This window comes from Pseudomonas sp. B21128 (assembly GCF_044218865.1).
GTDB classification, from domain to species: domain Bacteria; phylum Pseudomonadota; class Gammaproteobacteria; order Pseudomonadales; family Pseudomonadaceae; genus Aquipseudomonas; species Aquipseudomonas iridis.
This window is the reverse complement of the sequence record NZ_CP162590.1, coordinates 4,391,579-4,414,947: the sequence shown is the minus strand read 5'-3', so window position 1 is coordinate 4,414,947 and position 23,369 is coordinate 4,391,579. Positions and strand designations below refer to the sequence as shown.

At 58.5% G+C, this 23,369-nt stretch carries 23 protein-coding genes; 7 read left to right on the top strand and 16 right to left on the bottom strand.

Annotated elements, in window-relative coordinates; genetic code table 11:
- Positions 1-125: 125 nt before the first annotated feature.
- Positions 126-1,874: a phosphoethanolamine transferase CptA gene (locus tag AB4P91_RS19735; protein ID WP_395603466.1), complete on the bottom strand. Its 1,749-nt coding sequence runs from the start codon at positions 1,872-1,874 to the stop codon at positions 126-128.
- Positions 1,875-2,086: 212 nt separating this feature from the next.
- On the bottom strand, positions 2,087-2,269 hold the full coding sequence (locus tag AB4P91_RS19730) for a DUF6026 family protein (RefSeq protein WP_064391122.1): 183 nt from the start codon (positions 2,267-2,269) through the stop codon (positions 2,087-2,089).
- Positions 2,270-2,541: 272 nt separating this feature from the next.
- Between AB4P91_RS19730 and gnd the strand changes: the two genes are divergently transcribed.
- From gnd to AB4P91_RS19715, 3 genes are read left to right on the top strand one after another with little or no spacing between them, the layout of a single operon-like run.
- Positions 2,542-3,522, top strand: coding sequence for a phosphogluconate dehydrogenase (NAD(+)-dependent, decarboxylating) (gene gnd, locus AB4P91_RS19725; RefSeq protein WP_150591758.1), 981 nt, complete (start codon positions 2,542-2,544; stop codon positions 3,520-3,522).
- The gene (gene zwf / locus AB4P91_RS19720) at positions 3,519-5,042 is read left to right on the top strand and encodes a glucose-6-phosphate dehydrogenase (protein WP_395603465.1); all 1,524 of its coding nucleotides are present in this window, start codon (positions 3,519-3,521) and stop codon (positions 5,040-5,042) included. Before gnd ends, zwf begins: the two co-directional genes overlap by 4 nt.
- A complete protein-coding gene (locus tag AB4P91_RS19715; protein ID WP_395603464.1) occupies positions 5,039-5,848 on the top strand; it encodes an HAD family hydrolase in 810 nt (269 codons plus the stop codon). The genes zwf and AB4P91_RS19715 overlap by 4 nt, the downstream gene beginning before the upstream one ends.
- A 125-nt stretch (positions 5,849-5,973) precedes the next feature.
- Here the strand turns inward: AB4P91_RS19715 and nhaB are convergent, their stop codons facing one another.
- The 3 genes from nhaB to AB4P91_RS19700 all read right to left on the bottom strand — a co-directional run bounded on the left by nhaB (position 5,974) and on the right by AB4P91_RS19700 (position 9,498).
- Entirely contained in the window at positions 5,974-7,476 is a 1,503-nt protein-coding gene (gene nhaB, locus AB4P91_RS19710) for a sodium/proton antiporter NhaB (protein ID WP_150591761.1), read from the bottom strand.
- Positions 7,477-7,660: 184 nt separating this feature from the next.
- Positions 7,661-8,950, bottom strand: coding sequence for a delta-60 repeat domain-containing protein (locus AB4P91_RS19705; RefSeq protein ID WP_395603463.1), 1,290 nt, complete (start codon positions 8,948-8,950; stop codon positions 7,661-7,663).
- 281 nt (positions 8,951-9,231) lie between these two features.
- A complete protein-coding gene (locus AB4P91_RS19700; RefSeq protein ID WP_042559048.1) occupies positions 9,232-9,498 on the bottom strand; it encodes a hypothetical protein in 267 nt (88 codons plus the stop codon).
- A 368-nt stretch (positions 9,499-9,866) separates the two neighbouring features.
- On the opposite strand from AB4P91_RS19700, the gene AB4P91_RS19695 reads away from it, so the two are divergent.
- Positions 9,867-11,192 (top strand): sigma-54 dependent transcriptional regulator, encoded by a 1,326-nt coding sequence (locus AB4P91_RS19695; RefSeq protein ID WP_150591763.1) that lies wholly within the window; start codon positions 9,867-9,869, stop codon positions 11,190-11,192.
- A gap of 64 nt (positions 11,193-11,256) precedes the next feature.
- On the opposite strand, the gene AB4P91_RS19690 is transcribed toward AB4P91_RS19695, so the two are convergent.
- The 9 genes from AB4P91_RS19690 to AB4P91_RS19650 form a co-directional block, all read right to left on the bottom strand.
- The gene (locus tag AB4P91_RS19690; protein ID WP_150591764.1) at positions 11,257-12,561 is read right to left on the bottom strand and encodes a transporter; all 1,305 of its coding nucleotides are present in this window, start codon (positions 12,559-12,561) and stop codon (positions 11,257-11,259) included.
- A gap of 45 nt (positions 12,562-12,606) precedes the next feature.
- On the bottom strand, positions 12,607-13,353 hold the full coding sequence (locus AB4P91_RS19685) for a hypothetical protein (protein ID WP_150591765.1): 747 nt from the start codon (positions 13,351-13,353) through the stop codon (positions 12,607-12,609).
- Between the two features lie 43 nt (positions 13,354-13,396).
- A complete protein-coding gene (locus AB4P91_RS19680) occupies positions 13,397-14,077 on the bottom strand; it encodes a C39 family peptidase (protein WP_150591766.1) in 681 nt (226 codons plus the stop codon).
- Positions 14,078-14,139: 62 nt separating this feature from the next.
- Positions 14,140-15,132 (bottom strand): heme utilization protein, encoded by a 993-nt coding sequence (locus AB4P91_RS19675; RefSeq protein WP_150591767.1) that lies wholly within the window; start codon positions 15,130-15,132, stop codon positions 14,140-14,142.
- 71 nt (positions 15,133-15,203) lie between these two features.
- Entirely contained in the window at positions 15,204-15,776 is a 573-nt protein-coding gene (locus AB4P91_RS19670) for an adhesin (protein WP_150591768.1), read from the bottom strand.
- 1 nt (position 15,777) lies between these two features.
- A complete protein-coding gene (locus AB4P91_RS19665) occupies positions 15,778-16,227 on the bottom strand; it encodes a hypothetical protein (RefSeq protein WP_150591769.1) in 450 nt (149 codons plus the stop codon).
- A 347-nt stretch (positions 16,228-16,574) separates the two neighbouring features.
- Complete coding sequence (locus AB4P91_RS19660; protein WP_150687487.1) at positions 16,575-17,099, bottom strand: AAA family ATPase; 525 nt, start codon at positions 17,097-17,099, stop codon at positions 16,575-16,577.
- On the bottom strand, positions 17,096-17,659 hold the full coding sequence (pnuC, locus tag AB4P91_RS19655) for a nicotinamide riboside transporter PnuC (protein ID WP_150596320.1): 564 nt from the start codon (positions 17,657-17,659) through the stop codon (positions 17,096-17,098). The genes AB4P91_RS19660 and pnuC overlap by 4 nt, the downstream gene beginning before the upstream one ends.
- 358 nt (positions 17,660-18,017) lie before the next feature.
- Complete coding sequence (locus AB4P91_RS19650; protein ID WP_395603462.1) at positions 18,018-19,652, bottom strand: methyl-accepting chemotaxis protein; 1,635 nt, start codon at positions 19,650-19,652, stop codon at positions 18,018-18,020.
- A 304-nt stretch (positions 19,653-19,956) separates the two neighbouring features.
- On the opposite strand from AB4P91_RS19650, the gene AB4P91_RS19645 reads away from it, so the two are divergent.
- Complete coding sequence (locus AB4P91_RS19645) at positions 19,957-20,787, top strand: undecaprenyl-diphosphate phosphatase (RefSeq protein ID WP_150591772.1); 831 nt, start codon at positions 19,957-19,959, stop codon at positions 20,785-20,787.
- Positions 20,784-21,212 carry a DUF1294 domain-containing protein gene (locus tag AB4P91_RS19640; RefSeq protein ID WP_150591773.1) on the top strand — a complete coding sequence of 143 codons (429 nt, stop codon included), beginning with the start codon at positions 20,784-20,786 and terminating at the stop codon, positions 21,210-21,212. The genes AB4P91_RS19645 and AB4P91_RS19640 overlap by 4 nt, the downstream gene beginning before the upstream one ends.
- A 117-nt stretch (positions 21,213-21,329) precedes the next feature.
- On the opposite strand, the gene AB4P91_RS19635 is transcribed toward AB4P91_RS19640, so the two are convergent.
- Positions 21,330-21,689 (bottom strand): MmcQ/YjbR family DNA-binding protein, encoded by a 360-nt coding sequence (locus AB4P91_RS19635; protein ID WP_042559061.1) that lies wholly within the window; start codon positions 21,687-21,689, stop codon positions 21,330-21,332.
- Positions 21,686-22,594, bottom strand: a complete 909-nt coding sequence (locus AB4P91_RS19630) for a LysR substrate-binding domain-containing protein (RefSeq protein ID WP_150591774.1) — start codon at positions 22,592-22,594, stop codon at positions 21,686-21,688. The genes AB4P91_RS19635 and AB4P91_RS19630 overlap by 4 nt, the downstream gene beginning before the upstream one ends.
- A gap of 128 nt (positions 22,595-22,722) precedes the next feature.
- Here AB4P91_RS19630 and AB4P91_RS19625 point away from each other — a divergent pair, with 128 nt between their 5' ends.
- Entirely contained in the window at positions 22,723-23,334 is a 612-nt protein-coding gene (locus tag AB4P91_RS19625) for an FMN-dependent NADH-azoreductase (protein WP_047301015.1), read from the top strand.
- Positions 23,335-23,369 lie beyond the last annotated feature (35 nt).

The window sequence follows — 23,369 nt, the reverse complement described above, 5'->3', positions numbered from 1 at the left end:
AGGGGAAAAAATCCGTTTGTTCAAAGACGAAGCGCGAAACTGCGATTTAGTATCAAACGCGAAATACTTTCATTTGAAAATGTTGCAGGCATGAAAAAGGGGCCGGTGTCGGCCCCTTTGCGATGTCACTGTTTTACGACTTTCGGCTCTGAGCCCACGACGGGCTTGGGCTTCATCAGGCTGAAATCGATCAGCGCCCGTTGTTCACGTTGATACGGATCGCCGATCAGCAGTGGACGAACCTTGAAGCTGTCGCTGACCACGCTTTTGCTGCGGTCCAATTCGTCGAAGCTCAAACCGGCCAGGTCTGCCCACGTGTGGATCAGATGCGAGCTGCTGTACGGTCGCTGCAAGTCACCGGCCAGGTTCCAGTCATGGTTTTCGCGCCATTTCGGCGAGGCCCAGGCCATGAACGGAATGGTGTACATCGGCGCGGTCGGTTTGTTTTCGTTGCGGCCCAGGGTGTTGTGGCCCACCGAGTCGAACACGTCTTCGCCGTGGTCCGAGAGATACAGCAGGAAGCCATTCGGATCGGATTTGGCGTAATCCTTGATCAGGCTCGACACGACAAAGTCGTTGTACAGCACGGCGTTGTCATAGCTGTTGTAGGTCGGGACCTGATCGTCACGCACACCCGGCGGAACACCGTTGCGATCCTTGAACTTGTCGAAGGTCGGCGGATAACGGTATTGGTAGCTCATGTGGGTGCCGAGCAAATGTACGACGATCAACTTGCGCGGCGCCGCATCGGCCAGCGCCTTGTTGAACGGCTCGATCACGTCGCCGTCGTACTGAGCCGCGTTCTGGTTGCGGTTGTTGTTCAGGTACACCTGCTCGTCGGCCTGTTCGGAGAAGGTCGTGAGCATGGTGTTGCGCTTGGTCATGGTCTGCTGGTTGGTGATCCAGAAGGTCTTGTAACCCGCCTGTTTCATCATGCTGACCAACGATGGCGTGGACAGGTACAGGTCCGGATTTTCTTCGTCAGCGAACGTCAGTACCTGCTGCAACGCCTCGATGGTGTAAGGGCGAGGGGTCACGACGTTGTCGAAAATCGCCAGTTGATCCTTGAGTTTGTCCAGTTCCGGCGTGGTGTTGCGCGGGTAGCCGTACAGGCTCATGCGCTGACGGTTGGTCGACTCGCCGATTATCAGCACAAGGGTTGACGGCTGATCGGCGCCGGCAGCCTTGAGGTTTTGCAGCGGCGGGATCTTGCTGGCGCTGTGCAGCATGCCCTGCATGTCTTCCAGGGTGTCGAGATAACGGTGGTAAGCCACTGCCATTTGCCATGGCACCGCTGGCTCGATACGGGTTTCGAATTTCTCGAAGCCTTGAGCGAAAGTGCCCATGCGCAGCGTTTGCTTGATCAGCGGATAACCGACAACAGCGATCACGATAGCCGCGGCAGCGACCATTGCGCGGCCACGGGGCATGTACACCGGGCGCAAGCGAGTCCACAGGAACCAGGCGAATGCGGTATGCGCCAGGAACGCCGCCACCATCCACCAGGCAAAGTACTGAGTCATGTACTCGCCGGCTTCAGACACGTTCGACTCGAACATGATGAAAATGACGCTCTGGGAGAATTCCTGCTGATAAATGAAGAAGTAACCCAGACTGGCCATCGAACAGGCCCACAGCACCACGCCGATCAGGCCGGCGAGCAGTTTTGTGCGTTTTGGGAACAACAGCATCGGTGCCAGCCAGATCGCGCTCATCACGAATGCTTGGCGAAACCCGGTGAAACCGGAGGTGCCGGTTATCTGAATCAGCAGTTGGGTAATGCCGGAGAAGTACCAGAAAAACACAAACAGCCAGAGAACACCGGCCCAATCGAAACCTGCCGCAGTCGTTTTGCTGCGTTTGAACAATGCCATTCGGCGCTCCAGCTCACTCGTTACAACTACCGCCGGCACATCCATGAAGCCGACGAACGGACGCCGCACGCGCAGGTACGGCCAGAATGCGGCGCAGTATCACGAAGGGATTGTGAAAGTTTTGTTAATCGGCGCGCTTGTCTGTGCTTAAGCGGCCAGAAGTGCATCGTGTCGGGAACAGCGTCGGCTGCTCCCGAAAACAGCGGGGAAGATCAGGCGTGCGGGTGACGCTGGACAACCGGTAGTGGCTTGGGCTGAGCGCCCTGGGTCAGCGCGCGCAGTTGCGCCAACTCCTGCTTCAACTGGTCGCGCTCGTCTTTCAACTGACGCAATTCATCGCGACGAATCGTGACGTACAGGGTTTGTGGCGGCATTGCTGTGTGTACTGTGCCCATTGCTCACCTCGCAAATGGTGTGTCTCAACTGTAAGTAGCCCCCGTTTTAAGGTGCTGACTTACTATCGGCACCAATTTTGTTTTCTTTTGCCTCTGAATGGAACTTTTTTATTTTTCATGGTCGGTGTGTCTTCGACACGTTTAAGGGCGTTATCAGTCTGGATCGGGCACAATGCCCGGAAACTTCATCCCGGTGCTCTGGACTAACCTCCATTAGTCGCGTTGGGCTATACCTTTTGACACACATTATTTGTAGTAAGGAGCATCAGCACATGCAACTCGGGATTATTGGACTGGGCCGTATGGGCGGCAACATTGCGCGGCGTCTGATGCTCAACGGTCATACCACCGTTGTTTTCGACCGCAATACCGCCTTCATCGATAACCTGGTCGCCGAGGGCTCCACGGGCGTTGCCGATTTGCCGGCACTGGTTGCAGGCCTGGCCAAACCACGGGCCGTGTGGGTCATGCTGCCGGCCGGCGCGCCGACCGAAGACACCATCGAAACGCTGAGCAACCTGCTGGAAGCTGGCGACACCATTATCGACGGTGGCAACACCAACTATAAGGATGACATTCGCCGCGCCAAAACCCTGGCCGAGAAGGGCCTGCATTACATCGACGTCGGCACCTCCGGTGGCGTCTGGGGCCTGGAGCGCGGTTACTGCATGATGATCGGCGGCGATGCCGAGACCGTAAAACGTCTCGACCCGCTGTTTGCCGCATTGGCGCCGGGCATGGGCGATATTCCGCGCACCAGGGACCGCAAGTCCGATGACCCGCGTGCCGAGCACGGCTACATCCACGCCGGTCCCGCCGGTGCCGGGCATTTTGTGAAGATGATTCACAACGGCATCGAGTACGGAATGATGGCGGCCTTCGCCGAAGGTTTCGACATCCTCAAGACCAAATCCAGCGAGCGTCTGCCGGAAGATCAGCGTTTTGATCTCAACGTGGCTGACATCGCTGAAGTCTGGCGCCGTGGCAGCGTGGTGTCGTCCTGGTTGCTCGACCTGACTGCCGACGCCTTGGCCAGCGACCCGAAACTCGACGGTTTCTCCGGCTCGGTGGCAGACAGCGGCGAAGGCCAATGGACCATCGAAGCCGCCATGGAACAAGCGGTGCCGGTACCGGTGCTGTCTAACTCGCTGTTCTCGCGCTACCGCTCACGCGGTCAGGGCACTTTTGGCGACAAGATTCTTTCGGCCCAGCGCTTCGGCTTCGGCGGCCACGTAGAGACTGCGAAAAAATGACCCATACGATCCGCAGAAAATCCAAGGCAGAACCCGCACCACCGACCACGCTGTTCCTGTTCGGTGCCCACGGTGACCTGGTCAAGCGCTTGCTCATGCCCGCGCTGTACAACCTGAGTCGCGACGGCTTGCTTGATGAGGGTCTGCGGATCGTCGGCGTTGATCACAACGCCATTACCGATGAAGCCTTCGCGCAAAAACTTGAAGACTTCATCCGCACTGAAGTGGCGGCGAAGGTCGGCAAGGGCGATCAGATGCTTGATCCGGCCTTGTGGGCCAAGCTCGCCCAAGGTATCAGCTACGTCCAGGGCGACTTCCTGGACGACAGCACTTATTCCGCGCTGGCGGCGAAAATCGCCGACAGCGGCACCGGCAATGCGGTGTTCTATCTGGCCACCGCGCCACGTTTCTTCAGCGAAGTGGTGCGCCGTCTCGGCAGCGCCGGTTTGCTCGAGGAAACACCCGAAGCGTTCAGAAGGGTGGTGATCGAAAAGCCATTCGGCTCCGATCTGCACACTGCCGAAGCACTGAATGCCTGTTTGCTCAAGGTGATGTCCGAGAAGCAGATCTACCGGATCGACCATTACCTGGGCAAGGAAACCGTGCAGAACATTCTGGTCAGCCGGTTTTCCAACAGCCTGTTCGAGGCATTCTGGAACAACCACTACATCGACCACGTACAGATCACCGCCGCGGAAACCGTTGGCGTTGAAACCCGTGGCAGTTTTTACGAACACACCGGCGCGCTGCGCGACATGGTGCCCAATCACCTGTTCCAGTTGCTGGCGATGGTGGCCATGGAACCTCCGGCAGCGTTCGGCGCCGACGCGGTGCGGGGCGAGAAGGCCAAGGTGGTCGGCGCCATTCGCCCATGGAGCGTGGAAGAGGCGCGGGCCAACTCGGTACGCGGGCAGTACAGCGCCGGCGAAGTGGCCGGTAAACCACTGGCCGGTTATCGCGAAGAGGCCAACGTCGCACCCGACAGCAGCACCGAAACCTACGTCGCCCTCAAAGTGATGATCGACAACTGGCGCTGGGTCGGCGTGCCGTTCTACCTGCGCACCGGCAAGCGCATGAGCGTGCGCGACACCGAAATCGTTATCTGCTTCAAACCGGCGCCTTATGCGCAGTTTCGCGACACCGAAGTGGACGAGTTGCAGCCGACCTACCTGCGCATCCAGATCCAGCCAAACGAAGGCATGTGGTTTGATCTGTTGGCCAAACGTCCCGGCCCGTCGTTGAACATGGCCAACATCGAACTGGGTTTCGCTTACAAGGATTTCTTCGAGATGCAGCCGTCAACCGGCTACGAAACACTCATCTACGACTGCCTGACTGGCGATCAGACACTGTTCCAGCGCGCCGACAACATCGAGAATGGCTGGCGCGCCGTGCAGCCGTTCCTTGACGCCTGGCAGCAGGATGCGAGTGTGCAAAGCTATGCCGCCGGTGAAGACGGCCCGCAGGCTGCCGTAGACCTGCTGACTCGCGACGGTCGCGTCTGGCATGGTCTGGGATGAGCGAGCCGGTCCGTTTTTTGTTGAGCGATATGGACGGCACGCTGTTGCTGCCCGATCACAGTCTGAGCCAGCGCACCATTGACGCCGTTCGATCGTTGCGCGAGGCGGGCGTGCTGTTCAGCCTCGCCACTGGCCGCCCGCCAAAAGCCATGCTGCAGCAGATCGAAGCCTTGGGCGTCGACCTGCCGACGGCGGCGTTCAATGGCGGCACCATCGTCAATCCGGACGGCAGTCTGCTGGTGGCGCATTACCTGCCGGCGACAACCGCACTGATTGCACTGGCGACGTTCGCCGATCAACCTGATGTTGAAGTCTGGGTGTTCAGCGGCGGTGACTGGCTGCTCAAAGACCCGAACGGGCCAATGGTGCCGCGCGAGCAGCATGGCCTCGGTTATCCGCCGGTGGTGGTGGAGAGTTTTGAACCGTATCTGGAGCGCATCGACAAGATCGTTGCGACCAGTCACAACACCGAGTTTCTGATCGAGCTGGAAGCGCGCCTGTTGCCCAAGGTCAACGGCATGGCGCAAGTCTCGCGTTCACAACCGGTGTACCTCGACGTCACGGCGCTGGAGGCGAACAAGGGCACCGCGCTGGCAACGATTGCTGCGCATCTCGGTGTTGCGCTGGAACAAACGGCGGCGATTGGCGATGGCGGCAATGATCCGGCGATGTTCCATTGCGCGGGGTTGTCGATTGCCATGGGGCAGGCGGAAGAGGCGGTGCGGCGTCAGGCGGATGTGGTGACCGGCACAAACACTGAAGACGGTGTCGCCCAGGCGATCGAGACGTACATCCTCCCTCGCTGAGCCAAAAACAAAAGCCAATGTGGGAGCGAGATTGCTCGCGAATGCGGTGCGCCATTCAACGAATTCGTTGCCTGACACTCCCTCTTCGCGAGCAAGCTCGCTCCCACCGTTTTACTTTGGTGGGTTTACAACCAGTAACTCACCGCATACCAGCCCAGCAGCCCCATCACCACGGTGTAAGGCACTGCCATCCATACCATCCGCCCGTAAGACAACCGCACCAGCGGCGCAATCGCTGAGGTCAGCAGGAACAGAAACGCGGCCTGACCATTCGGCGTCGCCACACTCGGCAGGTTGGTGCCGGTGTTGATCGCAATCGCCAGCGTCTCGAAATGCTCGCGGCTCATGTGGCCGGCGAGGAATGCCTGCTTCACTTCGGTGATGTAGATGGTTGCGACAAACACGTTGTCGCTGATGGCCGACAACAGGCCGTTGGCGATAAACAGCATGCCCGGTTGTTGATCCACCGGCAGCGCCAGTACCCATGTAATCAGCGGCACAAACAGCTGTTGATCGTGAATCACTGCCACCACGGCAAAAAACACCACCAGCAAAGCGGTGAACGGCATGGCGTCCTTGAAGGCACTGCCCAGACGATGCTCGTCGGTGATCCCGGTAAAGGCGGTGATCAGCACAATCACCATCAAACCGATCAGGCCGACCTCTGCCACGTGAAAGGCCAGGCAGCCAATCAGGATCAGCGCGGCAGTGCCTTGCACCAGCAGCGCAGCACGTTGACGTGCGGTACGTTCGGCGTTGTCTTCGGCCGCATAGTTGGCCAGTACAGCGCGCACGTTGTCCGGCAGCAGGGTGCCGTAACCGAACCAGCGCAGTTTCTCCAGCAACACGCAGGTCACCAGGCCCGCGGCCAATACCGGCAGGGACACTGGCGCGACTTTCAGAAAGAACTCCGCAAAATGCCAGCCCATTTCATGGCCGATCAGCAGGTTCTGCGGCTCGCCCACCAGCGTACAGACGCCGCCCAGCGCTGTACCGACCGCGCCGTGCATCAACAGACTGCGCAGAAACGAGCGAAATTGTTCCAGGTCGGCATGGTGCAGGGCCGACAGGTGTTGGTCGTTGCCGAATTCGCTGTCCTTGCGCGGATCGTTGCCCGAGGCGACCCGATGGTAGACCGAGTAAAAGCCTACCGCTGCGCTGATGATCACTGCGGTGACCGTCAGGGCATCGAGGAACGCCGAGAGGAACGCCGACAAGAAGCAGAACATCAGCGACAGTATCGCTTTGGAGCGCACACCCAACAGCAATCGCGAAAACAGATAGAGCAGCAGGTCTTTCATGAAGTAGATGCCGGCGACCATAAACATCAACAGCAGGATCACCGGAAAGTTGTGCACCAGCTCATCGTAGAGCGCCTGCGGCGTGGTCATCTTCAGCAGCAGGGCTTCGATCAACAGCAAACCACCGGGCATCAGCGGATAGCACTTGAGGGCCATGGCCAAGGTGAAAATGAACTCGATCACCAACAGCCAGCCCGCCGCGACGGGCCCAACGGTGAACAGCACCAGCGCATTGAGGATCAGGAAACCGACGATGGTCGCCTTGTACCAGCGTGGCGAGTGCCCGAGAAAGTTGTGCGCGAACGCCTGGGCGATTGAACCGGACATCGGTTGCTCCTTGTATTCAGAAGCGCGCAAGTTGCCGGATGTTTCAGCCGAGTTCAAGTTCTAACTGCCTGAAACACGCCCCTGTAGAACTGCTGAAGGCTGCGATCCTTCGAGCTTGTTTCTAAAATAAAAAAATAGCAGCCTTCGGCAGCGGCTACCGGGGCGTAGTTGTGTCAGGGGAAATTCATTGATTAAGGTACCGCGCAACCATCGCCCGGTAGTTGCCATCCAGCGAATAGCCGCCCGCCAGTATGGCGCCGTCTGGTTGCACGGCCAGTGAGTTGGCCGTATCGAGGCTGCGACCAAGGCGTGTGCGTAGCCAGCCGTGGCCATGACCGAAGCTCGGGTCGAGGCTGCCATCGGCGCGGTAACGAGCGACGATGAAGTCTGCCTCGACACCGCCAAGGGTAGCTCCTACCGCAATCATCCGACCGTCTGCCATGCGTTGCGCGGCGCTCCACTGGCAGCCGCTGGGTCCGATTTCGAGCAGTTGCGGCTGGCCATTGTTGATGTGCGAATCCGGGCGACCATTGGGGTGCACGGTGAGCGCCAGGCAGCGGATCGGGTCGCGACTGCTGCCGAAGCAGTGCAGCGATTCGGTCGACTCAAGAATCTGACTGACCAGTGCACTTTTGCCTTGGGCGGTGAACGCCATGAAGCCATCCACCGCGAAGCTTTCATCGAGACAACCCTCGGGCAGGTATCGCGCCAACAGGCCTTGCTGCGGAAAATCGATCGATCCGCCGACCAGGATCCGCCCGTCGGCCTGCAACAACAGACTGCTGAGCCAGGTATTGAGCAGCAAATGGCGGATCATCACGAAGCCGCGACCGTTGAACGTCTCATCCAGGCAACCATCGGGTTTGAGACGAATCAGCATGCCGGCGTGATCAGCGAGTTCGAAATGATGGTTGGCGATCAGCAGAATATGCCCGTCGTCCTGTACCGCGAAGTCGCAGGCTTCGGCACCCGGTACACCGGGCGGGAGCCAGGTATCGCGGGTGCCCATGGACAAGTCGCCCGGCAGACGCACGACTTGCCGGCCGTTGTCGCCGAATGTCTGATCCGGATTGCCTTGCGCATCGAACAAGGCGAAGGCGGGCAAGGTGCGATGGCTGTTTTCATAGTGCAAACCGGCCAGCAGGATGCGCCCATCGGCGAGCACTTGCACTTTACCGGCCATCGCGTCGAAACCGTGGGTAAACGTGTCAATCACGCTGCCCTGATTGCCGAACGACAAATCCGCAGAACCATCTGCAAGCAACCGCGCGAGGCCGAACCGGCTGCCTTCGGCAACGCCGACTTTCGCCGCCACCAGAATCCGCCCCTGCGCATCGAGCGCGACATCCTCGGTCAGGCTGGACAAACTTGCGGCGAAATACACCTGAGCAACGCCGCCGTGGGCAAAGGTCTGGTCAAGTTGTCCCGCGTCATTCATTAACGCCGGGAGCGCAAAGGCGTTCAGTGTGGACATGCACGCATCTCCTTGCGAGTTGACCAACACCGAAAACCGGCTGGTAACTGCATGAGCGGAACATTCAAAACCTGAACTGAGGGAAGTACAACTGTAAGAACTAACAGGTGGAGGGTCGCACTGTGCCAGAACAGTGTCTTTTTGAACCAATTGCAAGCGAGCCAAGCAATTATGCTGGAGCGTATTGCCGAAAGTTGTACAAAAGTATCGAGGATTAACCAGAAACAGCAACTAACAAGCGGTGGGCGGATGAGCAGGAAGTCATCCGCGTCACCCGGTTATCAGTGTGGCATCGACCAGGATTGCAGCGCGTAACCTTCTTCGCTCAGTTCAGCACGCGCCTGCTGCAGCAGTTGCTCAAGTTGTGCTGGATCGGAGTAGGCGCTGCTTGGAATCTGTTTGCGACCGATGTGGGAGTTGGTGCGGTCGATAACGGTCAGGCTCAGTTCGCCATTGCCGTCTTGCGGCGCCCAGGCCACGCACTGGAAAGGCTTGAAGGCGTGGTTGGCAATCAAAAGTGCTTCGTTGATACGGAGCGGGGCGGTCATGGGGGTCTTCTCTCTGTAGTGCCCAATCAGTGATTTGCCGTCGGTTGGGCTGACCGTTCGGCTGGTTACTTGTACTGATGCACGCAACCGGGGAGCAGGTCACACTCCCGGCAAAGAAATTTCGACTTTCTTTCATCTATCCGCTTTTAAGCCAGTTTTGAAAGCTTGGCGAAAGCTTGTTAACGGCGAGTCATAAACAGACTTAAGTCGATAGCTAACTAACAACTGAAGTTCTTATAACAAGTTTGGTTGTACACCTATAAGCAAACGATACAAGGCGCTGTCAAAATCTTGCTAGTGTTACAGCCAGGTCTGCCAAATGACTGTTTTTTCAACCTTTTCCTAAAATTTGGCGCCAAGGAACAGTCATGAGCGAAGCGCCTGCGTTACGACGTTTATTGGTGGTCGATCCGTGCGACGACTGCCATCGCCTGTTACCGGGTTTACGCGCGGTAGGGTGGGATGTCGACAGTTGTACCCTGGAAAACGCCGCCGACCGCAGCTGTGATGTCGGGCTCTTGCGTTTGCAGCCCTTTCATCTGGAACGACCCGAAGCCGTCAAAGAGCTGATCAGCCGCAGCGGCACCGAATGGATCGCTGTGCTCAATCAGGAAGTGCTGCGTTTGCAGAACGTTGGCGACTTCGTGTGCGAATGGTTCTTTGATTTTCATACCTTGCCGTTCGACGTGTCACGGGTGCAGGTCACCCTCGGCCGAGCCTTCGGCATGGCGCGGCTGCGCGGGCAGGGCACGATCCACGTCGATCAGCCCGAGCATGAACTGCTCGGCGACAGCAAACCGATCCGCGAACTGCGCAAGTTGCTCAGCAAACTGGCGCCCACCGAATCGCCCGTGTTGATCCGTGGCGAAAGCGGTACTGGCAAGGAATTGGTTGCGCGCACGCTGCATCGCCAATCCCAGCGCCACAACAAACCTTTTGTGGCGATCAATTGCGGAGCGATTCCCGAGCATTTGATTCAGTCCGAACTGTTCGGCCACGAAAAAGGTGCGTTTACCGGCGCTCATCAACGCAAGATCGGGCGTATTGAAGCGGCCAACGGCGGCACGTTGTTTCTGGATGAAATTGGTGATCTGCCGCTGGAATTACAAGCCAATCTGCTGCGGTTTCTGCAGGAGAAGCACATTGAGCGAGTGGGTGGCAGTCAGCCTATTGCGGTGGATGTACGCGTGCTGGCGGCGACCCACGTCGACCTTGAGGCGGCAATCGAGAAGAAGCGCTTTCGTGAAGACCTGTATTACCGGCTCAACGTGTTGCAAGTCGTCACCGCGCCGTTGCGCGAACGGCATGGGGATCTGTCAATGCTGGCCAACCACTTCTCGCATTTCTACAGCCACGAAACCGGCCGCCGTCCGCGCAGCTTCAGCGAAGATGCGTTGATTGCGATGGGCAAGCATGACTGGCCCGGCAATGTCCGTGAACTGGCCAACCGTGTTCGTCGCGGCCTGGTTTTGGCCGAAGGCCGGCAGATTGAAGCGCGGGATCTGGGCCTCATCAGCCAGCATTCGATTGCCACGCCCATGGGCACCCTGGAAGACTACAAGACCCGCGCCGAACGTCAGGCCCTGTGCGACGTCTTGAACCGGCACAGCGATAATCTCAGCGTTGCGGCCAAAGTGCTCGGCGTTTCCCGGCCGACGTTCTACCGTTTGCTGCACAAACACCAGATCCGCTAGGGCGGGGAGCATAAAAAAAGCCCGCTGCGATCATCTCGCAGCGGGCCTTTTCATGTCCGCAAGTTTAGAAGTAGTACGGGAATTTCAGGCTGAAGGAAAAGTCCGGCGCATCCTCGGTAATGCCGATGGACAAGTTGGGCACGATGGTCAGGTTGTCGGTGGCTGCAATGGTCATGCCGACGTTGAAGTAACCGGCGTTGGCGTCGCTGGACACCACCGATTCCCAATCCCCGCCATCCTGCTTCAGTTTGCTCTTGCGCTGCACCAGGTCGGATACCGAGAACGACATACTCATCTTCTCGTTCAGTGCGAAGGCAATACCGGCGCCGATCTGGAAGCTGTCGCCGATCTTCACCTTGCCCGGGTTTTTCTGGTTGACGGTGGAGCTGATATCGTCGAACGACTCCTCAAGGTTGTGCGTATAGGACAGGCTGCCGAACAACACGGCCGGGTCAAACGTCTTGACCAGCGAGATGCCCGGGGTGATCGACCAGACGCCGTTGCCGGTCGGCAGGGTGTCAGGTACGAACAGGTTGGAGTTGGCGTCGGTCTGGCGCAGTTTGATCCCGAACGGATCCTTGCCGGTTGGCGCCTTGACGCGCAAGGTGACGACCGCATCCGGCGTATTGACTGACTCGTCGAGGAACTTGTACGCAATACCGAAGTTGACGTCGCCGATGGTTGGATCCTTGGTGACGGTTTCCTCGGTGGTGACGCCTGCCGCACCCTCGTTGCCGCCGCCCGACTGATACGTCGACTCGCGGTACACGACGGGCACGTTCAAATCGAACTGCCAGCGATTGTCGAAGTTGTAGCGGCCCGTGAGGTCAAGGGTCCAGGTGTCGGCCTTGATCCGGTCGAGGTTGATGTTGCCGAGAAAGATCGAGTCCAGTGCCAGAAAGCCATTGAGAATCAGCTGGCGGGTGTCATAGCGCGAATAAGTGAGGCCGGTTTCAACGCTGAATTTGCCACCGCCGAAAAAGCCGCTGGCCTCGTCATAGAGGTTGGATACGCTTTGCGCCGGTTGTGAATCGTCAGCCAGCGATTGCCCGTAAGAGGCGCCGCTGCCCCCGGCGGCTCCTCCTGATGCTGCGGCGGCACCGGTACCGGTGGCGACGCGATTGCCTTTCATGTCCGACGGCGATTTCGCCAACCGTTTTGGCGGTGGGGCAGAGGGTTGTTCTTCAACCTGGCGAACCCGTTGCTCGAGTACCGCGAGGGCTTTTTGTTGTACTTCGTATCGTTGCTTCAGCTCCAGAAGTTCCTGTTTCAGGGCCTCTACATCCGCGTTAGGAGCCGCTTGCAGCATTGCGGCAGGGATTAGAGTGCTCAAACACACCGCTGCGCGCAGTGATACTGATCGATACATGAATAAGCCGTCCCTTTATGCCCAATGATCGAGACTCAGCGTAGTTCAATATCCTATATTGCGTAGGGCCCCGAGTTGAGTCAGGTTGCAGTCCAGTGCACCGGCGCTTCTGCCGTTATTGTTCAGTACGACGCTGAGTTGAGTCAGGTTGTTGACCACGTTGGCGCTGCCCAGCAATCGAGTGTTCTGCAGCAAACCGCCCTGGGCGACTTGTTGCAGGGCAGTCCCCTGATTGCCGCTGGCTTGAATGGCCATTTGAACGCCGCCGCCAGTGGCCGAAACCGCGACACTGCCTGCCGCGTTGCTGCCATTGATGGTTTGTCCGGCGACCAGCGCCTGGCCTTGGGAAGGTGCCAATGCAGGCGCCTGACTGGCTTCTTTGACGTTGATTGCAACATTGTTGTTGGCGGTATTGCTGTCGCCGGCGGCACGTACGCTTTGTGTCACGCCCTGACTGCTGTTGAGTCCCGCGCCACCGATGACACTGCCAGTACCCAGCGTCGGGGTGCTGCCATTGCCGCGTTCCTTGATGGTCGAGACGTAGAATTCCGGTTTTACCGTCGCGGCCTGAATCTGCATCGAGGTCGCGGCCCCGATCAAGTCACCGCTGGCGTTGCGCCAGGTACTACTCATGACAATGCCGAAGCTGATAATTCGCCCCGGCATGACATAACGACCACGTAGCTCGGCGAGCTCCTGATCCTTGATTTCTATGGGTTTGAATCCTGCATTGGCAAAACCCGACGCGCTCGCTGCCAGGCAGGCGGCGGCCAGCCAGTATGAGGTTTTCATTTGCTGCTCCCGGGACATCCAGTCCCATTTCTATAGTCGGCGATTAAAAGAAGTCGCTCTGTATGAACCCGAAATCCATCAATTCAGCATCTTTGACAGGGTTGAAGCCATCCAGCTGGTTCTTGGCCGTCAACGGTACCGGTGGACTGCGCAAGGCGTTGGCCTTGTCGTACCCGGGGCCAACGATGGCGAAGACAATGCCGTTCCAACCTTTGACAAAGTCATCGTGTTTGTAGCGCTTATGTCCAAGGACAGGGTCTCCGATATAAACCCACTCCTTGTCTGCACGCTGCAACACGACGAAATGCTTGTAGCCGCGAATCTCTATCAGTACCACCACCGGTATCGTCACCGCTTCGAGCTTCTCGGGCGGTATCCGGTAGCCTCTGGCACGCATGCCGATGCTTTCCACGTAGCGCTTCATGTCGAGCATGGAGAAACCTTGAGTACGAACAAGGTCCTGGTCTGCATTGACCAGCATGCCTTTGATGATGTGCTCCTCATCGACGTCGAGCCAATAAGCCTGGCGTAACACCGTGGCCAGTGCGGCAGCGCCGCAGCTGAAATCGGTTTTCTGTTCGACGATGTCGGCAAACTTGCGCTCACGAATGCTCTGCACGTCCTTGTAAACAAGTGTGCCGCCCGGCAAGGCAGCCACAGGCATCTGTGCCGCCTGAGTCAGACCGCACAGGCACAGCAAAGCGAGAAGGGCAGACTTACGCATGATCGATACGCCTTTGCGGACTGAGGAAAAGCCCCGTTTCCGGGGCTTTCGTTCGATCGCGATTACAGGCAGGCTCTGCAACCTGCGGCGATGGACAGCGAGTTGCTTTGTTGGTTGCCCACACCAGACGAGACGTTGGCCCCACCGTTGCCGGAGAAGTTGTTCATCGAGTTGGTCATGTTGGCATTGTTGACCACTGGCGCTTTCCAGCCGTCTTTGGTCATCACTTGCTGAGTGGTTACGCCAGCGAGGCCAAAGGTACCCACGGCTTCGAATTTGGCTTTCTGATCATCGTTGCCGCCGTGGCCGCCGCCACGATTGCCCCAACCGCCGTGATCATTATCGTCTTCGATGGTTGCAGTGCCTTTTGCCTTGAACGTCCCGGCAGCGGCATAAGTCCCGGTGAGGGTGTCGGTTTTGTAGGTCTGCACGCCTTTGTTATCGACAACCAGGCCAGTGGAAGACTGGTTGGCAGAAGCAGCAGCCTGAGCTACGCGACCACCGGATACGGCGATTGCCAGGTTGTTTTTCTGCTGGTTGAAGTTGCCGGCAGTGACGTTGATGCCGATGTTGCCGGAACCATTGTTGCCTGCGTTGTTGAGATTGGCGTTGTTGAAGGTGGACGAGTTTTTCACATAGTTGTTGTTGTTGACTTGAGTGGCGCTCGAGGCAGCAACAGCGTTACCGAAGATGAAGCTTTCGTCAGCGGTGGCCAGTGCAGCAGCATTGTCCTGCTGGTTGCCGTCGCCAGCTGCAACGTTGGCGCCCATGTTGCCGTTGGAGTTGTTCAGCGAGTCACTGGCGTTAGCGTTATTGAGCGTGCCCTGGTTTTTGACAACGTTGCCGTCGCTTTCTTGCTCATCGAGCACAGCGGCGCCGGCGCCTGCGGTGATTTGCAGCAGTTGTTCCAAGCTTGGGCCTCTTGGCTGGTTATTACCGTGGCCGTTGCCGTGCCCATTACCATGATCGTCATCACGACCGCCTGCCTGTGCTGCGATTGCCATCACTGCTGCAAGTGCGAAAACCAGTGGTTTGAGAGCCATTGTAGGTTTCATGGTGTTTCTCCATCGTGCTTATTAGTTGGTTAAGTGTTGGTACTTTCTAATTGCACTGCTTTTTATTTGGGTCAGTCTGCGACCCGGATGCTCAGGGTGTTGGCCATTCGGTTCCCCACCCCGGCACTCTGGTTCACCTGGATTACCCCGCGGCTGCCGGTGAAGGCCTGATCACTTGTCGTGACCTGGCGACTGCCGATTGAGGTACCAGTTGCTCCTGAGCTCGGTAACAACGCCACGTTCTGTTGCGAAAGGGCGCTGTCGTCAATGCTCTGCGGGCCAGCACTGATGCTGACGCGCGTCACATTGGCCATCTGGTTGTTGGCCCCGGCGCCCTGGTTGACGCCCAGGATTCCGTTGCCATTACTGAAAGCGTTGCCGCCGATGTTGGCGCTGGCGTTCATCGAGCGATCGGCAGGTGTGTCGATCTTCTGAATGACTCGGGTAGTGGCCTGAGATTCGGTGCCGATGGCGATCGCCTTGGTATTGGCTTGTTGCATCTGGTCACCGGCGGCCTGGTTGACGTTGAAATTGCCGCGGTATTGCATGCCTGAATCCTGAATGTTTGCGCTGTTGACTGAACTTGGGTCAGCCATGGCGCTGGTGCAACCGAGCAAGGCGAGGAGAAGAAGAGTGCGATTCATCTCATTGGCCTCCGGCCATGCGGGTCAGGGGGGCCAGGCCGGTGCTCATGGCACGGTTGACGGTATTGGAGATCGAGCCGCCGGCACCGCCGCCGGTGCCAGTGCGCATGCCCGGCAAGCCGTTGGTGTTGGTCAGCGTGTTCATCCCCGGCAGGTTCGAAGTTGGCGTGTTCATGTTGCCGCGTATCGAAGAACCACTGGCGATCTCGGCGAAGTCACCGTCACTGAGTTCAGTGCTGCTCAGGGTCTGATTGATTCGAGCGGAGGGATTGGCGTTGACGGTCGTCGGGTAGGGGTCTTTGCCGCCATTGCGACCGATAGGGATAGGCTGCACATCGCGATCAAGGACGATCACGCCATTGCCCTCGGCCTGAACGTTGGTGCTGATCAATACACTGGCTGCTGATCCGATCAGCAAAAGGCAGGTCATGCTCTTTTTGATATTCCCCACGGCTGCAATTCCTTCTTCAGTGGGCTGCCCTTGTCAGCGTTGTGAAGGAGATAGCGAAAGCTGTGCCGCTTTTGAATTGTTGTTGTTTTCCAGTGAGTTATGAGAAATACGGGCTGAGTCGGTGCTCAGTGTGTTTCATCGTTGAAACACAAGCGGTCTCGCCAGCCTTTCTATTGGCTGAACAATGCTCTGGAACAAGGGTTTGCGCGGATGTGTATCAGGGACGTAACAAATGCCATGACAAAGCGATGAATAGCGTTGAAACGGCCACTCTGCACCCGGGCGAGTGTTTCAGGAATGGACACTTTTCCCCCAAAACAGGGTGAAACAGTGGGTCAAGTGCCCCGTCAGTTGGCCAACAGGCGCGCAACGGCCGCGAAGGCCTGGACCTGTCGCTCGGCCCAGTCGCCGTGGATGATCTGGCAGGGTTGCCGATGCTGTTCCAGCCAATCACGCGTGGCCTGAAAGAAAGCCAGGCGCTGTGCCAGATCCGGCTGGCAGCGCTGACCGTCATCGGTCCAGTCAATCCGTTCCGGCGAAAGAAGCAGGTGCAAATCGTAATGGCGCGCCAGCAACTCGCCTTCCAGCCAGTCCGGGCACGCGCTGAAGAGGGTCTGGCTCCAGAGCATATTGCTCAACAAGTGGGTGTCGAGAATCAGCAGCGGCGGTTGTTGCGCCCGCGCCTGATCTTCCCATTGCAGTTGCCCGCGGGCGATCTCGGGGATGTCGGCCAGGCAGGTGTCACGCGGGTTCTGCTCGATAAACCAGCGCACGTACTCGTCCACCCGCAGACCGCCAAACTGTTGCTGAAGGCCCGCCGCCAGCCAGCTCTTGCCAGTGGATTCCGGACCGGTCAGAACCACGACCTTCATGTGCGCAATGCCGGGTCGGCGCGCCATTCGCGCCAGCCCTGAATGGCAATCACGGTGAACAGTGCGTACAGGCCCGCGGTGAGGTAAAGCCCCTTATAAAGGAACAGTCCGACAAAAATCACGTCGAGCACGAACCACAGCGCCCAGCATTGCAGGCGTTTCTGCGCCATCCATAACTGCGCAACCAGGCTGAAACCGGTGAGCGCCGCGTCCAGCCACGGTTGCGCCGCGTCAGTCCAGTGCGCCATCGCAGCCCCCAGCAACACGCTGCCAATTGCGCCGACACTCAGGCCAAGCGCTATCGAGCGAGTATCCAGGCGAGTGACTTGTCGCCCGTCATGCATCGTCCCGGCGCGCGTCCATTGCCACCAGCCATACACTTGCAGGGCGGCGTAGATCACTTGCAGCAACATGTCCGAATACAGCTTCACTTCAAAGAAGATCCAGCTATAGAGCAACACCATGACCAGGCCGATCGGCCAGCACCACGGATTCTGTTTGACCGTCAGCCACACGGCGATGACACCGAGAGCGGCGGCAAACAGTTCAAGCCCGGACATGTGGGTTCCTTGAGGGGGAGTTGAAAGAGGGGGCGGATTGTACTGTATTCGCCAGAACACTGAAGAACCCTGTGGGAGCGAGCTTGCTCGCCAGTGTGGCGGCCCACTCAACACTGATGCTGAATGTCGCACCCCCATCGCTGGCAAGCCAGCTCCCACAGGGATTTATGTAGTGCTCAGGCTTTGTGGCACGCCGCCAAAGTTTGCCAGCTCACACAGAGATTCATGTTGTGCTCACAAAAGATGGCGCTGCACAAAACCTGTGGGGGCTGGCTTGCCAGCGATAGCGGTGGGGCAGGCAACACCTTCCAACCGACAAGCCGCTATCGCGAGCAAGCTCGCTCCCACAGGTTAGGTATTACACGCGGAACTGGCGCAGGAGGCCGTTGAGTTGTTCGCTCAGTTGCCCAAGGCGTACGCTCGCCGCACTCGACTGTTCTGCCGCCATGGCCGTGCTGTGAGAAAGCCCCGCCGCCTGGGTAACGTTCTGGTTGATGTCCTCGACCACATGCGCCTGTTGTAGCGTGGCGCTGGCAATCGACGCGTTCAGGCCATTGAGGTTGCGCAACGCCTGGCCGATGGCATTCAGGCTCGCGCCCGCCAGCCCGGCCTGTTCAATGGTCAGTTGCGACGCCTTGCTGCTGTCACCGATGACCTTCACCGCCGCCTCGGAGTGATTTTGCAGGCGTTCGATCATCGACTGGATTTCCGCTGTCGACTTCTGCGTACGCTGCGCCAGCAAGCGCACTTCATCCGCCACCACGGCGAATCCACGGCCCTGTTCACCAGCACGCGCCGCTTCGATCGCCGCGTTGAGGGCGAGCAGGTTGGTTTGCTCGGCAATCGAGCGAATCACCTCCAGCACGCTGCCGATCTGGGTACTTTCGGTGGCCAAGGTGCGAATCACCTCGACTGCTTGATCAATGGTGCCGGAGAGCTTGTCGATTTGTTGCAGGCTACCGTCGATATTGATCTGGCCCTGTTGCGCCTGCGCCTCGGCATCACGCATTTCGGTGGCCGCATGCTCAGCGTTTTTCGCCACGTCCTGCACGCCGTAAGTCACCTCGTTGATCGCGGTGGCCACCAACTCCATTTGTTGCGACTGTTGCTGACTACGTTGCTGAGCTTGCGAGGCATCGTTGCCCAGTTCGCTGGACGATTGACCGAGCGCGCTGGCCGACACCTGCAACTCACCGATCACCCGGCGCAATTTGGCGGTAAACGCATTGAAGTGGTGAGCCAGTTCGGTCACTTCGTCCTTGCCGTGGGTATCGAGGCTGCGGGTCAGGTCGCTTTCGCCGCTGGCGATGTTGGCCATGGCATTCACGGTTTCCTGCAAGGGGCGCACGATGCTGCGCGCGATCAGGATCACCAGCAGCGCCATGATCATGGCAATCCCCAGACCGATCACGGTGGCCTTGATCACCTGGCCCTGGAATTCGGCCTGCACGTCGTCAACGTAAACCCCGGAGCCAAGCACCCAGCCCCACGGCTCGAACAGTTTGACGTAAGAGGTTTTCGCCACAGGCTCACTCGCGCCGGGTTTCGGCCAGCGGTAATCGACCATGCCGGCGCCCTTGGACCGGGCAATCGCGACCATTTCGTTGAACACCGCAAAACCGTCCGGATCGCGGATTGCCGAGAGGTTCTGGCCTTCGAGTTTGGGGTTGGTCGGGTGCATGACCATCACTGGGGTCAGGTCGTTGATCCAGAAGTAATCGCTCTGGTCGTAGCGCAGCCCACGGATGGCCGTGAGGGCTTGTTTCTGCGCCGCCTCTTTAGTCAGCGTTCCGGCGGTTTCCAGCTCGTGGTAGTAGGTCAGCAGGCCACTGGCGGTCTGTACCACGTGCTGGGTTTTCTGGGCTTTGGCGTGATACAGGTCGTCGTGGATCTGCTTGAGCATCAATACGCCCAAGGTCAGCAACATGACCACCGCCACAATCAAGATGAGCCACAAGCGTCGGCTGATCGACACACTGCGCAAGCTGTTCATAACGCTGTCACTCCGGATTCTTTTTCTTGTAATAAACGACCGCCAGCATCCAACCACGATTTCGCGAGCGGGCATACGCGACCCAAGTCGTATAACGCGGCAGCGCTAATAAGGCTTGTCTGTTAGGATTTCGGCCCCGCGCGTGAAAACCTGAATCGAAGTTGATATTTCACGGAATTTTGACCCGTTCCTAGGGATCCTGTGCGCGCGGAATCGGTCCAGCATTAACCAGCTACGCTGATCGCAGTGAACGTAAAAAAATACTATCGGGGCATGCCGGCGTGCATCGCTCTTTGGGGGATTGATGGATCTTTGGACCGCCTTGCAGGCATTGATACTAGGAGTTGTAGAAGGGCTGACGGAGTTTTTGCCCATTTCCAGTACCGGACACCAGATCATTGTTGCCGACCTGCTCAACTTCGGCGGCGAACGGGCCATGGCGTTCAACATTATTATTCAGCTGGGCGCGATTCTCGCCGTGGTCTGGGAATTTCGCCGCAAAATTTTCGACGTGGTCATCGGCTTGCCGACCCAGCCAAGTGCGCGGCGCTTTACGGCTAATCTGCTGATCGCGTTCTTACCTGCCGTGGTGTTGGGGGTGATTTTTGCCGACCTGATTCACGAATACCTGTTCAACCCGATCACTGTGGCGGCGGCGTTGGTGGTGGGCGGGGTGATCATGTTGTGGGCCGAAAAGCGTCAGCATGAAGTGCATGCCGAAACGGTCGATGAGATTCGCTGGAGCGACGCCCTTAAAATCGGCTTCGCCCAATGCCTGGCAATGATTCCCGGCACTTCGCGTTCCGGCTCGACGATCATTGGCGGCCTGCTGTTCGGCCTGTCGCGCAAGACCGCCACCGAGTTCTCGTTCTTCCTCGCCATGCCGACCATGGTCGGTGCTGCGGTGTACTCGGGCTACAAGTATCGCGATCTATTTGTGCCGGCGGATTTTCCGGTGTTTGCCATCGGTTTCGTCACCGCATTTATCTTCGCGATGATCGCCGTGCGCGGCCTCCTCAAGTTCATCGGCAGCCATAGCTATGCGGCATTTGCCTGGTATCGGATTGTATTCGGGCTGGTGATTCTGGCGACCTGGCAGTTTGGCTGGGTGGACTGGTCGGCGGCCAAGGCATGAGTGATTCGCGCGCGCGCCGCCCCGAAGGTCGGCCGTCCGGAGGCAATATTCAGCACCTGAAACTGAAGCTGGTCGTCCTGTTGATCGTCTGTGCGTTGCCGTTGGCAGGCTCGCTGTCGATGTGGCTGAGCGGCATTTCTCTGCTGCCGCTGGCGGCGTATGGCATCGTCAGCGTGTTGGCGTTTTTCATGTACTGGGCGGACAAGCGCAAGGCTCGCAACGATGCGTGGCGCACGCCGGAAAACATCCTTCATGCGGTGGAGCTGGCGGGCGGCTGGCCGGGTGCGCTGATTGCCCAACAGGTGTTCCGGCACAAGACGCGCAAAGTGTCGTTTCAGGTGCTGTTCTGGATGATTGTCGTGTTGCATCAGGTGTTCTGGATCGACCAGTTGTTCCTCGGTTCGAACCTGTTGTCCTTCCTTTGAGAGATCACATAGAAACCTGTGGGAGCGAGCTTGCTCGCGAAGAGGTCGTGTCAGTCGACATCATTGCTCAATGACAAGCCGCTTTCGCCAGCAAGCTCGCTCCCACAGATACTGTGGTTAAAGCAGTAATCCAATCCGGGTTTTCTTCGGCAACTTGCTCACCACCAACTGATGCGACCGTTGCAGCAACCCCTGCAATTCCTCGGTGCCCAGCGGGTAGGGCGGATGCATGATGATCCACTGTGCCCTTGCCAGATAAGGAGCGGGATGGATCCCGGGGCGGTCGCAATGGCCTAAAAACAGGTCTTTGTCGACCTTGAACGCCAGTGAATCCCCACGCAGCCCCTGCAAGGCAAACATCTTGTTGCCGGCAATCGAAAATACGCGCACGCCACCCCACTTGTAGTCCTCGCGCGCGCCCGGCAATGCCAGACAAAACGCGGCGACGTCCGCTTCGCTCATTTTTCCCTTGCTCATAACAACCGCTCCCCACAGGCATTGAACGACTCGACCAGGTGATCAATCCACGCACGCACCGCCGGCATGACCCCGCGCCGATGCGGGTACACCGCTTGCAGCCATCCGCCGGGCAGCGACCATTCGGGCAGCAACTGCACCAGCGCGCCGCTTTCCAACTCGGCTTCGCAATACATCATGGGCAATAGCGTGAAGCCCTGGCCGGCCAGCACACAAGCCTTGCGCACGACAAAATCGTCGATGCCCAGCCGTGCTTCCATGCTCAGCTCGAAACTGGTGCCCTGTTGATCGATTAAACGCACATGCACCAGCCGATCGGCCTCGAGCGCGCCGAGCACCGGCAAGTTCTTCAGGTCTTGCGGGTGGCTGATCGACTGGCCTTGCATGAATGTCGGGCTGGCCACGACCACCATTTGCGCCTGGCGCAGACGGCGCGTGACCAGTAACGGGTCTTCATCGCCCAGCTCGCGCACACGCAGGGCAACGTCAAATCCTTCGGCGACCAGATCGACCCGGCGATTGAGCAACACCACTTCAAGTTGCACCTGAGGGAATTTGCCGAGGAAGTCGCTGATCACCCACGGCAGCATTTCATGCGCCAGGCCGGTGGGGCAGGACACCCGCAAACGTCCCCGCGGTTCGCTGGACATGCTGGCGACGGCTTCGTCGGCCATTTCCGCTTCAAGCAGCATCGCCTGACAGTGACGCAAATAGCGCTCGCCGACCGCGGTGAGGTTGAGTTGGCGCGTGGTGCGCTGCAGTAAACGCGCCCCGAGACGCTCTTCCAGTTCGGCGATGCGCCGCGACAGTCGTGACTTGGGAATCCCCAGCAAACGGCCGGCCGCCGCAAAACCGCCAGCCTCGACGACTTTGGCGAAATAGTAGAGATCGTTGAGATCTTGCATGGTGGATATCCAACTGTTCTATCAGTGGGACGAACTATCGCATTGCTGGCGGCTAATCAGCTATTGGTTTGTTGCGTAGGATTGTCTCCATTCCGTCGCCACCGGCGATTCATTCCAGGAGATCCCACATGAAACTGCTGCATATCGATTCGAGCATTCTGGGCGACAACTCGGCTTCCCGTCTGTTGAGCAGCGAAGTCGTCAAAGCCTGGCAAGCCGCCGAGCCAAGCGCGGTGGTGACTTACCGCGACCTGGCTGCCGACGCCATCAGCCATTTCTCGTCGACCACGCTGGTTGCCGCCGGCACCACCGCTGAACTGCGCAACGCCGCACAGCAACACGAAGCCGACCTGAGCGCTTCGACGCTGGCCGAGTTCATCGCCGCTGACGCTGTAGTGATCGCTGCACCGATGTACAACTTCACCGTTCCGACCCAACTCAAGGCGTGGATCGACCGTGTTGCGGTTGCCGGTCAAACCTTCCGCTACACCGAAGCCGGCCCAGAAGGCCTGTGCGGCGGTAAGAAAGTCGTCATCGTTTCCACTTCTGGCGGCATTCACGCCGGTCAGGCCAGCGGTATCGCCCACGAAGAATATCTGAAGCTGGTATTGGGTTTCCTTGGCATCACCGACATCGAAATCGTCCGTGCCGAAGGCCTGGCGTACGGTGACGAAGTGCGCAACAACGCCATGACCGCCGCGCAAGCGAAGATCAGCGAGCAACTGTTCGCCGCCGCGTAAGGCTCGCGTAAAAAACCGCTGATGTTCAGGTAGCA

What these genes read in the sequence shown, in the direction of transcription:
- AB4P91_RS19735 (WP_395603466.1), bottom strand. Translation starts at nt 1,874, where the DNA reads ATGGCATTGTTCAAACGCAGCAAAACGACTGCGGCAGGTTTCGATTGG.
- AB4P91_RS19730 (WP_064391122.1), bottom strand. Translation starts at nt 2,269, where the DNA reads ATGGGCACAGTACACACAGCAATGCCGCCACAAACCCTGTACGTCACG.
- gnd (WP_150591758.1), top strand. Translation starts at nt 2,542, where the DNA reads ATGCAACTCGGGATTATTGGACTGGGCCGTATGGGCGGCAACATTGCG.
- zwf (WP_395603465.1), top strand. Translation starts at nt 3,519, where the DNA reads ATGACCCATACGATCCGCAGAAAATCCAAGGCAGAACCCGCACCACCG.
- AB4P91_RS19715 (WP_395603464.1), top strand. Translation starts at nt 5,039, where the DNA reads ATGAGCGAGCCGGTCCGTTTTTTGTTGAGCGATATGGACGGCACGCTG.
- nhaB (WP_150591761.1), bottom strand. Translation starts at nt 7,476, where the DNA reads ATGTCCGGTTCAATCGCCCAGGCGTTCGCGCACAACTTTCTCGGGCAC.
- AB4P91_RS19705 (WP_395603463.1), bottom strand. Translation starts at nt 8,950, where the DNA reads ATGTCCACACTGAACGCCTTTGCGCTCCCGGCGTTAATGAATGACGCG.
- AB4P91_RS19700 (WP_042559048.1), bottom strand. Translation starts at nt 9,498, where the DNA reads ATGACCGCCCCGCTCCGTATCAACGAAGCACTTTTGATTGCCAACCAC.
- AB4P91_RS19695 (WP_150591763.1), top strand. Translation starts at nt 9,867, where the DNA reads ATGAGCGAAGCGCCTGCGTTACGACGTTTATTGGTGGTCGATCCGTGC.
- AB4P91_RS19690 (WP_150591764.1), bottom strand. Translation starts at nt 12,561, where the DNA reads ATGTATCGATCAGTATCACTGCGCGCAGCGGTGTGTTTGAGCACTCTA.
- AB4P91_RS19685 (WP_150591765.1), bottom strand. Translation starts at nt 13,353, where the DNA reads ATGAAAACCTCATACTGGCTGGCCGCCGCCTGCCTGGCAGCGAGCGCG.
- AB4P91_RS19680 (WP_150591766.1), bottom strand. Translation starts at nt 14,077, where the DNA reads ATGCGTAAGTCTGCCCTTCTCGCTTTGCTGTGCCTGTGCGGTCTGACT.
- AB4P91_RS19675 (WP_150591767.1), bottom strand. Translation starts at nt 15,132, where the DNA reads ATGAAACCTACAATGGCTCTCAAACCACTGGTTTTCGCACTTGCAGCA.
- AB4P91_RS19670 (WP_150591768.1), bottom strand. Translation starts at nt 15,776, where the DNA reads ATGAATCGCACTCTTCTTCTCCTCGCCTTGCTCGGTTGCACCAGCGCC.
- AB4P91_RS19660 (WP_150687487.1), bottom strand. Translation starts at nt 17,099, where the DNA reads ATGAAGGTCGTGGTTCTGACCGGTCCGGAATCCACTGGCAAGAGCTGG.
- pnuC (WP_150596320.1), bottom strand. Translation starts at nt 17,659, where the DNA reads ATGTCCGGGCTTGAACTGTTTGCCGCCGCTCTCGGTGTCATCGCCGTG.
- AB4P91_RS19650 (WP_395603462.1), bottom strand. Translation starts at nt 19,652, where the DNA reads ATGAACAGCTTGCGCAGTGTGTCGATCAGCCGACGCTTGTGGCTCATC.
- AB4P91_RS19645 (WP_150591772.1), top strand. Translation starts at nt 19,957, where the DNA reads ATGGATCTTTGGACCGCCTTGCAGGCATTGATACTAGGAGTTGTAGAA.
- AB4P91_RS19640 (WP_150591773.1), top strand. Translation starts at nt 20,784, where the DNA reads ATGAGTGATTCGCGCGCGCGCCGCCCCGAAGGTCGGCCGTCCGGAGGC.
- AB4P91_RS19635 (WP_042559061.1), bottom strand. Translation starts at nt 21,689, where the DNA reads ATGAGCAAGGGAAAAATGAGCGAAGCGGACGTCGCCGCGTTTTGTCTG.
- AB4P91_RS19630 (WP_150591774.1), bottom strand. Translation starts at nt 22,594, where the DNA reads ATGCAAGATCTCAACGATCTCTACTATTTCGCCAAAGTCGTCGAGGCT.
- AB4P91_RS19625 (WP_047301015.1), top strand. Translation starts at nt 22,723, where the DNA reads ATGAAACTGCTGCATATCGATTCGAGCATTCTGGGCGACAACTCGGCT.